Here is a 13,603-nt window from a genome sequence, read left to right as displayed (position 1 = left end):
TCCCATACGGGCCCGCGACACATGACCGGTCGCATCAGAGGCCGGACAGATGTCAGCACCCGACTACGCGCAGCGCCTCACGAAAGATTCTACTTGCACTTACGGGGGCGTCCACAGATGGGAGGACGGCGAGCGCATCTTGTGCCGAGGCATTGGACGCGCGGATCGCGATTGCGCCAGCATACTTGCCGTCCTGCCTGCGGCCGAGCATCCGACACCGGCGACCCTTGATCGTTTCGCCCACGAGTACCGCTTAAAGGATAGGCTAGACGCGGCATGGGCGGTGCGGCCGCTGGAGCTGGTGCGCGAGCACGGCCGGATCATGTTGCTACTGGAGGATCCGGGCGGCGAGCCGCTCGCCGTGCTGCTCCGCGGCCCTGTCGAGGTGGAACGCTTCCTGCGCCTCGCGATCGGCCTCGCCACGGCTCTGGGCAAGGTCCACCAACGTGAGCTTATCCATAAAGACCTCAAGCCCGCCAATATCCTCGTGAACTGTGCGGATGGACAGGTGCGGCTCACCGGCTTCGGCATCGCCTCCCGACTGCCCCGCGAGCGCCAGGCGCCCGACCCGCCCGAAGTGATCGCCGGCACACTCGCCTATATGGCGCCCGAGCAAACTGGACGGATGAACCGTTCGCTCGACGCCCGCAGCGACCTCTATGCGGTGGGCGTCATCCTGTACCAGATGCTCACCGGCGTCCTGCCGTTCACTGCCACGGAGCCGATGGACTGGGTGCATTGCCACATCGCCCGGCGGCCGACGCCGCCGGCGGAGCGGGTTCCCGGCCTGTCCGCGGCCTTGTCAGCCATCGTCATGAAATGCTTGGCCAAGAACGCAGAGGACCGCTACCAAACCGCCGCCGGTCTGGCGGCCGACCTGAAGCGCTGCCTCGCCGAATGGGAGGGCATCGGCGACATCACGCCCTTCGCCCCCGGTGCGGCCGATATCCCCGACGTGCTGCGTATCCCCGAGAAACTCTACGGCCGCGAACGGGAAGTGGCGGAACTGCTGGCGGCCTTCGAGCGGGTGGTGGCGGGCGGCCCGCCCGAACTGGTGCTGGTGTCGGGCTATTCCGGCATCGGCAAGTCCGCGTTGGTCAACGAGCTGCACAAATCCCTGGTGCCGCCGCGCGGCCTGTTCGCCGCCGGCAAGTTCGACCAGTACAAGCGCGGCGTCCGATACGCCACGCTTGCGCAAGCTCTCCAGAGCCTTGTCCGCCCGATCCTCGGACAGAGCGAGGCCGAGCTTGGCCACTGGCGGGACCGCTTTCAGGAGGCCTTGGGCCTGAACGGCGCGCTTATTGTTAATCTTGTCCCGGAGCTCGAGCTGATCATCGGCAAGCAGCCGCGGGTTTCGGATCTCTCGCCTGAAGAAATGCAGGCGCGCTTCCAAACTGTGTTCCGGCGGTTCCTCGGAGTCTTTGCGCGGCCTGAGCATCCGCTGGCTCTGTTTCTCGACGATCTGCAATGGCATGACACAGCAACGCTCGACCTCCTTCAGCATCTGGCGACTCATCCGGACGTTCGACACCTCTTTCTCGTGGGCGCCTACCGGGACAATGAGGTCGGTCCGACCCATCCGCTCATGCGGATACAATCAGGGATTCGCAAAGGCGGTGGCGCGATTCATGAGATCGTCTTGAAGCCCTTGGCCCTGGACGATGTCGGCCGGCTCATCAGCGATACGATGCGCTGCGATCGAGCGCGCGCCCAGCCTCTGGCGGAGCTGGTGCAGGAGAAGACCAACGGAAATCCGTTCTTCGCCATCCAGTTCATCTCCGCGCTGGCCGGCGAGGGCCTCATTGTCTTCGACCCCGGCGCCGCGGCCTGGACCTGGGATCTGGCCGGCATTCGGGCCAAGGGCTACACCGATAACGTCGTGGAATTCATGGTCGGCAAGCTCAGCCGCTTGCCCGACGCCACCCAGAAAGCCTTGAAACAGCTGGCGTGCCTGGGGAACAGCGCCGACATCGCCACCCTCAAAACGGTTTACGAGACATCCGAAGGGCAGATCCATGCGGCCCTTTCGGAGGCCATTCGCGCGGGGCTCGTCCTGCGCCTGGACGACGCCTACAAGTTCCTCCACGACCGCGTTCTGGAAGCCGCCTACGCGCTCATCCCGGTCGCGTTGCGCCCCGAAGTCCATCTGCGGATCGGCCGTCGCCTGGTCGCGGGGATCCCTGAGCAAGAGACCCGCGAGAAGATCTTTGATCTGGTCAACCAGTTCAACCTTGGCTCTTCACTGGTTTCCGATTGGGCCGAAAAGGAGCGCGTGGCCGAACTCAACCTGCATGCTGGAAAAAAGGCCAAGGCTTCGACAGCCTACAACTCCGCCTCCAGCTATCTCTCCGCCGGCGCGGCATTGTTGGCTGAGGAGGGGTGGCGGGCCTGCTACGCATTGACGTTCGGTCTTTGCCTCGAACGCGCCGACTGTGAACTCCTCCGCTCCAACTTCGAAACGGCCGCGCAACTGATCGAGGAGTTGCTGCGCAAAGGCCGGTCAAAGATCGATCGGGCGGAAGCCTATCGGTTGGAGATGGTCCTCCAATTGATGCAAGGCGACAATTCCTCGGCAGTCCGAGCTGCGCTCGAATGCTTGCAAATGTTCGGGTTGGAGTTGCCGGAGCGGCCGGCTGAGGAACAGGTTCGGGAAGAATATGATGGCGTGCTGCGAGACATCGGCGAGCGATCGATAGGGAGCCTTAGCGATCTGCCCCTGATGGACGATCCGGAGATGTTTGCCGTCATGAATATTTTGGCGGCCCTCTGTCGTTCAGCCTACTTCCGGGACACCTATCTCTGCCAGATGGTCGCCTGCAGGATGGTGCACCTATCTCTGCGACACGGCACAAGCGAATCCTCGACGATAGGCTACGCATGGATGGCCATTCTCGGCCCGGTCTTGCATCATTACAAAGAGGGGGAACAGTTTGGCCAACTAGCCATCGATGTCGCCGAAAAATATGCCTTCACGGCTCAAAAGGTGGGGGCATATTTTTCGATGCAGATGGCGGTTCTCTGGACTCGACCGATTGGAACCGCCCTGACTTGCCTCGATACGGCTCTGCGATACGCCGAGGAAACGGGCGAGAACATTTATGCCTGTTACAGCCTGGAGCATCGCCTAACGGATCTTATTGCTCGTGGCGATAATCTTGAGCAGATCTGGCTTGAATTGGTAAAGTCGCTGAATTTCGTCAGGGGCCTCAAGTTTCGCCATGTCATAGATATTATCTCTAGCATGCAGCCTTTCATTCAAAGTCTTCGCGGCGATCCGCCGTTGGACGAGGCGAAAATCGAAGGGCGCGCGCTAGAGGGCGGAATCGCCGTCGTCATTGGTTATCATTGGATTCTCCAACTCCAGCGGCAATTTCTTCTCGGCAGCCCGGCGGCAGCGCTCGAGCATGCCGCGAAAATTAGACCGATCCTCTGGTCGGTTCGCTGCCATATCCAATCGGTCGACTACTTCTTCTACCATTCACTCGCGCTCGCCGCGGCGTTTCGCGAGACCCCGCAAGAACAACAAACCGAAATGCGCGCGGCGCTTACGACAAACCTCGATGTGCTTCGGCAATGGGCCGAAAGCTGCCCCGCGACCTTCTCGAACAGATACTTGCTCGTGTCCGCCGAGATCGCCCGTCTCGAGGAGCGTGAACTGGAATCCGAGCGGCTCTACGAACAGGCCATCCGTTCGGCGCGTGACAACGGCTTCGTGCAGAATGAGGCGCTCGCTTACGAACTGGCCGCGCGCTTCTACGCCGCCCGTGGCTTCGATGATATCGCGCATCTCTATCTGCGGAACGCACGCGACAACTACGCGCGTTGGGGGGCCGACGGCAAAGTGCGGCAACTTGAGGACACGTTCGCGCACCTCAGGAAGGAGAGGCCAGAGCCCGGCTCCATTAGCACGATAGGGGCACCGGTCGAAAATCTCGACCTCGCGACCGTCATCAAGGTTTCGGAAGCGGTGTCGAGTGAGATGGTGCTAGAGAAGCTCATCGACACGCTGATGCGCACGGCCGTTGAACAGGCAGGTGCTGAGCGAGGATTGTTGATTCTGTCGCAAGGCGCCGAGCCGCGCATCGAGGCGGAAGCCACGACCAGCGGCGACACGGTTATCGTACAATTGCGCGAGGTCCTCGTGACGGCGGCGGTGCTTCCGGAATCGGTTCTCCACTACGTGCTGCGAACCCGCGAATGCGCCATCCTCGACGATGCCACGGTCCAGCCTCCGTTTGCGACGGACCCCTATGTTGGTCAGCGCCAGGCTCGTTCCATTCTCTGCTTACCTTTGGTCAACCACGCCAAGCTGGTGGGCGCGCTCTACCTCGAGAACACATTGACACCCCATGTTTTCGCGCCGGCGCGAGTAGCGGTACTGAAGCTGCTCGCTTCACAGGCGGCGATCGCGCTGGAAAACGCGCGGCTGTACCGCGATGTCAGCGAACGCGAAGCAAAGATCCGACGCCTCGTCGATGCCAACGTCATCGGAATCACCATCTGGCAGCTTGGAGATCAGATTCTGGACGCCAATGATGCGTTTCTCCGCATCGTGGGATATGACCGTGAGGACCTCATCTCGGGCCGCCTGCGCTGGACCGACCTTACGCCGCCGGAATGGCTCGAGCGCCAAGAGCGATTGTGGATCCCGGAGCTTAAGATGATCGGGACGGTGCAGCCATTCGAGCAGGAATATTTCCGCAAGGGCGGCAGCCGTGTGCCCGTGTTGATCGGCATGGCTGCCTTCGACGAGCAACGAGAGCAGGGCGTCTCCTTCGTCGTCGACCTGACGGAGCGCAAGCGATCGGAAGAGGCACAACGTGAGAGCGAGGAGCGCTTTCGGACCCTCGTCCAATTCTCCTTCGACGTGTACTGGGAATCCGATGCGCAGCACCGCTTCACCCGCCAGGAGTTCGGCGCAGGTTTTGCCGACGCTCCGGCGCCCGGCTATGAAATCGGTAAGACGCGGTGGGAAGTGCCCTATTTGGAGCCTGATGCGGACGCCTGGCGCAAGCACCGGGAGACGCTCGATGCCCACCTGCCGTTCCGGGATTTCGAGCTGGCGCGGCCTACGCCGGACGGCGACAAGCGCTACGCGTCCATCTCCGGGCTGCCGGTCTTCGACAAAGCGGGGCACTTCGTTGGTTACCGCGGCGTTGCGAGGGACATCACTGAGCGCAAGCGCGCTGCGGAGGCCTTGCGGGAGGTGCAGAAGGAGCTAACGCACGCGAACCGCCTCGCCACCATGGGCGAGCTCACGGCATCGATCGCCCATGAAGTGAGTCAGCCGATCGCCGCGGCATCGATGAATGCCGATGCCACCCTGCGATTCTTAGGTAGAAACCCGCCGGAGGTTGAGAGAGCCAGGAAAGTGCTCGGCTGCCTTGTGAACGACACCGATCGGGCCGGCGACATCATCGGCCGGATTCGCGATCTCGTCAAAAGAGCACCGCCACGGAAGGATCGCTTGGACATTAACGAGGCGATCCGGGACGTGATTGAGCTCAGCCGTAGCGAGGCGCTGAAGAACAGCGTCTCGGTGCAGACAGAACACGCGAAAAACCTGCCACTCGTCGAGGGCGATCGCGTCCAATTGCAGCAAGTGGTCCTCAACCTGATTCTCAATGCTATCCAAGCGATGGGCCCGGTCGCGGACGGAAGCCGACAGATGGTCATCACCACCGCTGAGGTCGAGCCTGAAGGCGTTCTTGTCACGGTGAGGGATTCGGGACCAGGATTGGTCCCAGGCAGTCTCGAGCGCGTCTTCGAGCCCTTCTACACGACCAAGCCCGGCGGGCTGGGAGTGGGACTCTCGATCTGTCGGTCGATTGTCGAAGCACATGGCGGTCGCTTGTGGGTGACCGCCAACGCGCCCCGTGGCGCGATCTTCCATTTCACGGTGCCTGCCCACCCGGGCAACGCGTCTTGATTTGGTTACCGGGCCTCTGATGTCATCATCGGTAGCGGATCTGATTCCACCGATGGCCCAGCAGCGACAGAATGATGGAAGCCCGTTGAAGAACTGGACATAGAAGCCGCTCAGGCCAATATCGGTATTGCGGCAGCCAGCTGAAAGGGTGGGATCCGACGATCCAAGACCGATTTCGTAACATTGTTGCGGACCAAGTTACCACCCCAGCCTGTACAGGCGAGTACAGATCTACCCTGCATTGTGCTTCGAGGGCATCGGAAGGGGGTGGTGCCCAGGAAAGGACTCGAACCTTCACGGCCGTGAAGCCACTGGCACCTGAAGCCAGCGCGTCTACCAATTCCGCCACCTGGGCATGCCGGTTAGGCACGGGCGGTTACTACGGATCGATGACGCGCTTGTCAAATCGAAGGTGACCTGCCGATTGCGCATCGCAAACCGGCCCGATACAAGCCTGCCTCAGGCGCAGGCTTCCAGGAACGGACCCCCATGGCATCGAATCTCGACACCCTCGTCACGGTTTTCGGCGGATCGGGGTTTTTGGGCAGAAACGTCGTCCGCGCGCTGTGCAAGCGCGACTACCGGGTCCGGGTCGCGGTCCGGCGGCCCGAGCTTGCCGGCTTCCTCCAGCCCTCGGGCAAGGTCGGGCAGGTCCACACCGTGCAGGCCAATCTGCGCTACCCGGCCTCGGTCGAGGCGGCGCTGCGTGATTCGCACATCGTGATCAACCTGGTCGGCATCCTCGCCGAGAGCGGCGCGCAGACTTTTGACGCCGTCCAGGCCAAGGGCGCCGAGACCCTCGCCAAGGCCGCGGCCGCCGCCGGGGCCGCCCTGGTGCATGTCTCCGCGATCGGCGCCGATGCGCAATCGGCCTCGCATTATGCCCGCACCAAGGCGGCCGGCGAGGAGGCCGTGCTGGCGGCCGTCCCTTCGGCCACGATTTTCCGTCCCTCGGTGATGTTTGGCCCCGAGGACCAGTTCACCAACCGCTTTGCGGCACTGGCGCGGATCGCGCCGGCGCTGCCGCTGATCGGCGGCGAGACGAAGATGCAGCCGGTCTATGTCGGCGACGTCGCCACCGCGATCGCGGATGCCGTCGACGGCAAGGCCAAGGCGGGCGCGACCTACGAGCTCGGCGGCACGGAAGTCCTGACCATGCGCGAGATCATCGAGACCATCCTCGAGATCACCGATCGCAAGCGGGCCCTGGTGCCGCTGCCGTTCGGCCTCGCACGCCTCAAGGCGGCCTTCCTGCAATTCGCGCCGGGCGCGTTCAAGCTGACGCCGGACCAGGTGAAGCTGCTCGAGAAGGACAATGTGGTCTCGGACGCCGCGAAGGCAGCCGGGCTGACGCTGGAAGGCCTCGGCATCACGCCGGATTCGCTCGAAGGGATCGCTCCGCAATATCTCTGGCGCTTCCGCCCCGCAGGGCAGTTCCAGCGCAAGAACGGCGTAGCCTAGCCGCCATCCAAAAACCGCGAAAACAACCCCATGCAAAGTAGGGAGCGCGCTTACCTCGCCCCGCTTGCGGGGAGAGGTCGGGTCGCATCGATAGATGCGATCCGGGTGAAGGGGAGTCTCCGCGAGTCCCTCTGCCCGTAAGAACAGGGCGAGGGGGCATACCGCCGCTGGGGCAACAGCGCGGCCGCCAGCAGCTCTAGAACTTCAATTTCTTGAACGCCGCTTCGGGCAGCGCCTTGATGATGAGCATCACGAGGCGCCATTTGCCGCTGACATAGACGACGTCGGTCCGGCGCTCGACGGCGGCGAAGATGGCATCGCCCACGACAGGTGCCTCCACGGTCAAGGGGCCGATCAGCTTCATGCCCTCCGTCATCTTCGTGCGCACGAAGCCCGGCTTGACGGTGACGACATGAACGCCGCCACGGCTGGCGCGGGCGCGCAGGCCCGAGAGGAATGCGGAAAACCCGGCCTTCGCCGAGCCATAGACGTAGTTCGAGGCACGGCCGCGGTCGCCCGCGACCGAGGACACCCCGACGATCGAGCCACTGCCGCGCGCCAGAAATTTTTCGGCGAACAGGCCGAGGATCAGCGCCGGGCCTTCGTAATTGGAGCGCATGATCGTGGTGGCGTGATCGAGATCGCTTTGCGCGGTGTCTTGCACACCCAGGAGACCGACGATCGAGATGACGGCATCCGGGAGGGCAGAAAGGCCGGCCCGGAAGCTTTCGAACGATGCGGTGTCCAGCACGTCGAAGCGATGAACGCTGGCATTGACGGTGTAGCGCGCGTGCAGGTCGGCGGCATCAGGCTCGAGCGCCGCGACATCGCGGCCCGCGAGCTGAACATCCCAGCCGGCTTTGGCGAAGCTGCGCGCGGTAGCGCGTCCGATATCGGAGCTGCCGCCTAATACCAGCACGATCTTGCGAGAATTCACGGCTGCACCTCATCAAACAGACGCTGCGAAAGTTTTGAGCGGATTTTTCCCAAGGGATCGAGCGATGCCCGGATGTCCTTGAAGCGTTGCAGGGCCGGGTAGCCGGCCTCGAAGGTGGCGCGCGACTGGCGCGCGTCCTTGGCGAGATAGAGCCGGCCGCCGGCGGCGACGACGAGACGGTCGATCTCGTCGAGGAAAGTCATGATGTTTCCAGTCGCCGGGAAATCCAGTGCCAGCGTGTAGCCGGGCATCGGAAACGACATCAGGCCGTCACCCGGCCCCAGCTTCTTGAGCACGGCGAGGAAGGAGGCATCGCCGCGCCGGGAGACGCGATCGAGGATGTCAGCAAGCACGGCGGGCGCGCCGTCCTGCGGGATCACGCATTGATGCTGGAGAAAGCCGCGCCGCCCATAGATGCGATTCCAGGCACCGACGCCGTCGAGCGGAAAGAAGTAGGGAAAGATCGAGACCAAATGACTGCCGCCGGCGCGTCGCGCCCCCATGCGGTAATAGAGCTCGTTGAAGGCGCGGACCGAGTAGCGGTTCAGCGTCATCGACGGGAGATCGATGGGAACGTTGAGCCGCGGATCCTGACCGCGGGTGAATGCTTCCGCACCCTGCGGCAGCTCGCTCGCGCCGGCATGCTCGCCGAGATAGATCAGCGAGCGGCCGAGGTCGCTGCCGCGCGCCACGCAATCGATCCACGCCACCGAATAGGTCGCGGCATCGCCCGCATCGAGCGCGCGCATCGCCGCATGCAGATCGGACGCCGAGATCACCCGCTCGCGGATCCAGCCGGTCTCGACCGGCCTCAGCCTCAGCGTCGCCTCGAGGATCAAGCCGGTCAGGCCCATGCCGCCGATGGTGGCGAAAAAGACATCCGGATTTTCCTCGCGCGACACCTCGATGGTCTCGCCCGCGCCCGTGCGCAGCAGGACACTATCGACATAGCGGCCGAAGCCGCCCTCGCAATGATGGTTCTTGCCGTGCACGTCGGCCGCGATCGCGCCGCCGACCGAGACGAAGCGGGTGCCCGGCACGACGTAAGGCAGAAAGCCGCGCGGGCCAAAGGTGTCGATCATGTCGGACAGCAGCACCCCGGCCTCGAGGCGAATGCGCCCGGTCGCCGGATCGAACGACCTGACTCGATCGAACGCCGTCATGGCGATGGTCTGGCTGGCGCCGATGCCGGCATCGCCATAGGCGCGGCCGTTGCCACGCGCGATGCCGCCCGCCGTCGCGGCGACGGCATCGCCGACCGCAGCGAACGATCGCGGCGTCAGGAGGTCGGTATCGACGACCGGGAAGCGACCCCAGCCGCTGATCAGCGCCATGTTCAGTTCCTCCGCGAGGGCGCCTCGCCCTTGCCTCAAGGAAACTGCCTACCGATCAAAAGCTTATTTTGCGTTGAAAGCGTGAGCCGGATTGCCGCGGTCACGTAGCTGCGTAGCCCGGATGGAGCGGTAGCGTAATCCGGGCTACGGCCGTGCGCCTAATGTCCCAGCGCCAGCGCGATCAGGCCGAGCGAGCCGACGATGACGCGCCACCAGGCGAACAGCGTGAAGCCGTGGCGCGTGACGTATTCGAGGAAGGTCTTCACCACGATGATCGCGGTGACGAACGAAACCACGAAGCCGATCGCGACGATGCCCATGTGATCCATCGTCATCTCGCCGCGGTTCTTGTAGAAGTCATAGGCGAACGCGCCGATCATGGTGGGGATGGCGAGGAAGAACGAGAATTCCGCAGCCGCGCGCTTGTCCGCCCCGAGCAGCATCGCGGCGACAATGCTGGCGCCCGAGCGCGACACGCCCGGAATCATCGCCAGGCATTGCGCGACGCCGATCAACAGATAGGTCAGAAGCGGAAACCGCGTCGCATCATGCTCGCGCGGCTTGAGATTGAGCTGATCGACCCAAAGCAGGATGGCGCCGCCGACGATCAGCGTGAAGCACACCACCCAGGGATTGAAGAGCATGCTCTTGATGTATTTGCCGGCAACGAGGCCGACGATGACCGCGGGAAGGAACGCGACGAGCACGCCGATCACGAAGCGGCGCGCATAGGCATCGCCCGAGAACATGCCGATCGCGACATCCCACAGCTTCTTGAAGTAGAGCCCCACGATCGCGAGGATCGCGCCGAGCTGGATCAGGACCGTGAAGGAGTCCCAGAACGCGCCCTCACCAAGACCGAAGAAGCGTTCGGCGAGGAGCAGGTGTCCGGTGGAGGAAACGGGGAGGAACTCGGTCACACCCTCGATGATGCCGAGGATCACTGCCCGTATCGTGTCTGACATATTTACGGTCCATTTCGGCTGGAAAAGCGGGGCTCTTCTCGCCTATTCGTCCCTCTGCCGCAATCGCTAAATGCGAGTTACACGGGGTTGCCTCGCGGTTTTGAAGGACTAGTGTGGCGCCGAACAAACATTGATGGATTCTTAAGCACCCCCGACATAATCAAAAGCATGTTCACGCTGTTTCATCATCCGTTCTGCCCGCATTCGCGCTTCATTCGCCTGATCATCGGCGAATACGGGCTCGACCTGAAACTGGTGGAAGAGCGCGTCTGGGAACGGCGCGAGGCCTTTCTGACGCTCAATCCGGCGGGCACCACGCCGGTGCTGGCGACCGAGGACCAGCCGTCCGTTCCGGGCGCCGCCATCATCGCCGAATATATCGACGAGGCCCATGGCGCCGCGACGGGCGTCAAGCGGCTGATGCCGGAAACAATTGCCGAGCGCATCGAGGTGCGGCGCCTGATGGCGTGGTTCAACGAAAAATTCTTCGAGGAAGTCTCTCATCCGCTCGTCACCGAACGCATCTACAAGCGTTTCATGAGCGAGGAGAATGGCGGCGGCCCGCCCTCGGCAGACGTGATGCGCGCCGCCAAGGCCAATGTGCGCTATCATCTGGCCTATATCGGCTGGCTGGCGCAGACGCGAAACTTCCTCGCCGGCGACCGGCCGACCTATGCGGATCTCGCCGCCGCAGCGCATCTTTCGGCGATCGACTATCTGGGCGACGTGCCATGGAGCGAGGACGACGCAGCAAAGGCGTGGTACGCGCGGATCAAATCCCGCCCGTCGTTCCGTCCGCTGCTGAGCGAATGGCTGGCCGGCGTGCCGGCGTCGCGGACCTATGTGGACCTGGATTTCTGACCGAAGCCGATCTCTCTGACCTGAAGACGGCGCTTGCGCGCGAGGCGCGGGCGCTCGGCTTCGACTGCTTCGGCGTCACCGCGCCCGGCGCGATCGAAGATGCCGGAAAATACTTCCTCGAATTCATCGCGTCCGGTGCCCATGGCGACATGGACTGGCTTGCGGCGCAGCCTGAGCGTCGCGTCGATCCGCGCGGTCTGTGGCGCGACGTGCGCTCCGTCATCATGCTTGGGGTCAATTACGGCCCCGATCAGGATCCGCTCGAGATCCTGAAGCAGCGCTCGTGCGCGGCGATCTCGGTCTATGCGCAGGGCGACGACTATCACGACCTCATCAAGAAGCGGCTGAAGGCGCTGGCGCGCTGGCTGGTCGCGACGGCGCCTTGCGAGGTCAAGGTGTTCGTCGATACCGCCGCCGTGATGGAGAAGCCCTTGGCGCAGGCGGCGCATCTCGGCTGGCAGGGCAAGCACACCAATCTCGTCTCGCGCGAATTCGGCTCCTGGCTGTTCCTCGGCGCGATCTACACCACGCTGAAGCTGCCGCTCGATGAGAGCGAGATCGATCATTGCGGCTCGTGCCGCGCCTGCCTCGACATCTGTCCGACCGCGGCGTTCCCCGCGCCCTACAAGCTCGATGCGCGGCGCTGCATCTCCTATCTGACCATCGAGAGCAAGGGACCGATCCCGCACGAATTCCGCAAAGCGCTGGGCAACCGCATCTATGGCTGCGACGACTGCCTCGCCGCCTGCCCCTGGAACAAGTTCGCCCAAGAGGGCCGCGAGGCAAAGCTCGCCGCACGCGAGGCTCTGCGCGCGCCTGATCTCGCCTGGCTCGCGCGGCTCGACGATGCAGCGTTCCGCGCGCTCTTCACGAAGTCGCCGGTGAAGCGCATCGGCCGCGATCGTTTCCTGCGCAACGTGCTGATCGCCATCGGCAACTCCGGCGATGCGACGCTGGCGGAGGAGGCGCGGCGTCTGCTGGATGATGCGAACCCGCTGGTGCGTGGGGCTGCGGTGTGGGCGCTGGGGCAGTTGATGGCGCGCGAGGAGTTTGCGGCGATGAGGTCGGCGGAGATCGCTCGCGAGATTGACGAGAGTGTACGTGAGGAGTGGCAGGCCGCATCCTAACGCTCAGGCGTCATGCCCCGCGCGGGTGATGACAGCGGAGAATGAGGAAAGCACGCACCGCTCCTCGCCACGAAGCACCACCCTTGATTTCCCCGCGTGTTCCTTCACTCTGGCGCGTCATGACAGCCACACCCTTCTTCACGCGCAGCGGCGATACATTCCATCCGACGGAAGTTGCCAATGGTCCCTGGGATCCGAAGTCGCTGCACGGACGCGTCATCGTCGGGCTGCTCGGCTTCGGCATCGAGGAGCGCCATTCAGGCCCCGAGTTCGTGCCGGCGCGGCTCACGGTCGACATGTTTCGCCTGCCGACACTCGACAAGCCGGTCGAGATCACCACGCGTCTCGTGCGCGACGGCCTGCGCATCCGCGTGGTGGAGGCGGAATTCATCTCCGGCGGCATCAGCATGGCACGCGCCTCGTGCCAGCTCCTGCGCCGGACGCAAAACCCCGAGGGCAATGTCCGGTCGCCGCCGAACTGGGACGCGCCGAAGCCCGCCGATATTCCGCCGCCGACCGATCCGCGCCTCGGCATGCACGGCAAATGGACGACGCGCCCCATCGTCGGCCATATGGGCTCGCTCGGTCCGCGCCGGCTCTGGATGAGCGAGGTGCGTGAGCTCGTCGACGGCGCTGCGCTGACGCCATTCACGCGCGTCGCGGTGGCTGCGGATTTCGCTAGCCCCTTCGCCAATGCCGGCGATCAGGGACTCGGCTTCATCAACAGCGACGTCACCGTGTATCTGCATCGCCTGCCGGTCACCGAATGGATCGGCTTCGAGGTGGTGAATCATCACTCCGCCGACGGAGTCGCAATCGGCGAATGCTGGCTCTATGACGAGCGGGGCCCGATCGGCACCTCGACGGTGGCGGCATTGGCGCAGCGCAGGCCGATGCCGCCGATATCGAAGCGGTAGCGCTGCGCAGTTCTATCTCTCCACATCGTCATTCCGGGATACGCCGAAGGCGCAGGCCCGGAATGACGAGTA

8 protein-coding genes and 1 tRNA gene are annotated in these 13,603 nt (G+C 63.7%); 5 read left to right on the top strand and 4 right to left on the bottom strand.

The annotated features are described in order from the left end of the window. The first annotated feature begins 49 nt into the window (after nucleotides 1-49). A complete protein-coding gene (locus tag ACV1FX_RS39610; RefSeq protein ID WP_473122913.1) occupies nucleotides 50-5,929 on the top strand; it encodes an AAA family ATPase in 5,880 nt (1,959 codons plus the stop codon). 268 nt (nucleotides 5,930-6,197) lie between these two features. Here ACV1FX_RS39610 and ACV1FX_RS39605 read toward each other — a convergent pair. Continuing rightward, a tRNA-Leu gene (locus ACV1FX_RS39605) sits at nucleotides 6,198-6,284 on the bottom strand. A 134-nt stretch (nucleotides 6,285-6,418) separates the two neighbouring features. Between ACV1FX_RS39605 and ACV1FX_RS39600 the strand changes: the two genes are divergently transcribed. Further along, a complete protein-coding gene (locus tag ACV1FX_RS39600) occupies nucleotides 6,419-7,390 on the top strand; it encodes a complex I NDUFA9 subunit family protein (protein WP_473122912.1) in 972 nt (323 codons plus the stop codon). A gap of 196 nt (nucleotides 7,391-7,586) precedes the next feature. On the opposite strand, the gene ACV1FX_RS39595 is transcribed toward ACV1FX_RS39600, so the two are convergent. From ACV1FX_RS39595 to ACV1FX_RS39585, 3 genes are all read right to left on the bottom strand, one after another. Then, complete coding sequence (locus ACV1FX_RS39595) at nucleotides 7,587-8,327, bottom strand: SDR family oxidoreductase (RefSeq protein WP_473122911.1); 741 nt, start codon at nucleotides 8,325-8,327, stop codon at nucleotides 7,587-7,589. Further along, complete coding sequence (locus ACV1FX_RS39590; RefSeq protein ID WP_473122910.1) at nucleotides 8,324-9,661, bottom strand: FAD-binding oxidoreductase; 1,338 nt, start codon at nucleotides 9,659-9,661, stop codon at nucleotides 8,324-8,326. The genes ACV1FX_RS39595 and ACV1FX_RS39590 overlap by 4 nt, the downstream gene beginning before the upstream one ends. 158 nt (nucleotides 9,662-9,819) lie before the next feature. Then, nucleotides 9,820-10,626, bottom strand: coding sequence for an undecaprenyl-diphosphate phosphatase (locus tag ACV1FX_RS39585; RefSeq protein ID WP_473122909.1), 807 nt, complete (start codon nucleotides 10,624-10,626; stop codon nucleotides 9,820-9,822). 168 nt (nucleotides 10,627-10,794) lie between these two features. On the opposite strand from ACV1FX_RS39585, the gene ACV1FX_RS39580 reads away from it, so the two are divergent. From ACV1FX_RS39580 to ACV1FX_RS39570, 3 genes are all read left to right on the top strand, one after another. Further along, nucleotides 10,795-11,487, top strand: coding sequence for a glutathione S-transferase family protein (locus tag ACV1FX_RS39580; RefSeq protein WP_473122908.1), 693 nt, complete (start codon nucleotides 10,795-10,797; stop codon nucleotides 11,485-11,487). Further along, nucleotides 11,436-12,614, top strand: coding sequence for a tRNA epoxyqueuosine(34) reductase QueG (gene queG / locus ACV1FX_RS39575; RefSeq protein WP_473122907.1), 1,179 nt, complete (start codon nucleotides 11,436-11,438; stop codon nucleotides 12,612-12,614). Before ACV1FX_RS39580 ends, queG begins: the two co-directional genes overlap by 52 nt. Nucleotides 12,615-12,733: 119 nt before the next feature. Continuing rightward, nucleotides 12,734-13,531 carry a thioesterase family protein gene (locus ACV1FX_RS39570; RefSeq protein WP_473122906.1) on the top strand — a complete coding sequence of 266 codons (798 nt, stop codon included), beginning with the start codon at nucleotides 12,734-12,736 and terminating at the stop codon, nucleotides 13,529-13,531. The last annotated feature ends 72 nt before the right edge of the window (nucleotides 13,532-13,603 follow it).

The organism is Bradyrhizobium ingae (assembly GCF_055791185.1).
The sequence above is the reverse complement of the archived record's forward strand: the minus strand, read 5'-3'. Positions and strand labels throughout refer to the sequence as shown.

Bases quoted from the DNA above. Each gene is read 5' to 3' on its own strand.
- ACV1FX_RS39610 (WP_473122913.1), top strand. From the start codon at position 50: ATGTCAGCACCCGACTACGCGCAGCGCCTCACGAAAGATTCTACTTGC.
- ACV1FX_RS39600 (WP_473122912.1), top strand. From the start codon at position 6,419: ATGGCATCGAATCTCGACACCCTCGTCACGGTTTTCGGCGGATCGGGG.
- ACV1FX_RS39590 (WP_473122910.1), bottom strand. From the start codon at position 9,661: ATGGCGCTGATCAGCGGCTGGGGTCGCTTCCCGGTCGTCGATACCGAC.
- ACV1FX_RS39585 (WP_473122909.1), bottom strand. From the start codon at position 10,626: ATGTCAGACACGATACGGGCAGTGATCCTCGGCATCATCGAGGGTGTG.
- ACV1FX_RS39580 (WP_473122908.1), top strand. From the start codon at position 10,795: ATGTTCACGCTGTTTCATCATCCGTTCTGCCCGCATTCGCGCTTCATT.
- queG (WP_473122907.1), top strand. From the start codon at position 11,436: ATGGCTGGCCGGCGTGCCGGCGTCGCGGACCTATGTGGACCTGGATTT.
- ACV1FX_RS39570 (WP_473122906.1), top strand. From the start codon at position 12,734: ATGACAGCCACACCCTTCTTCACGCGCAGCGGCGATACATTCCATCCG.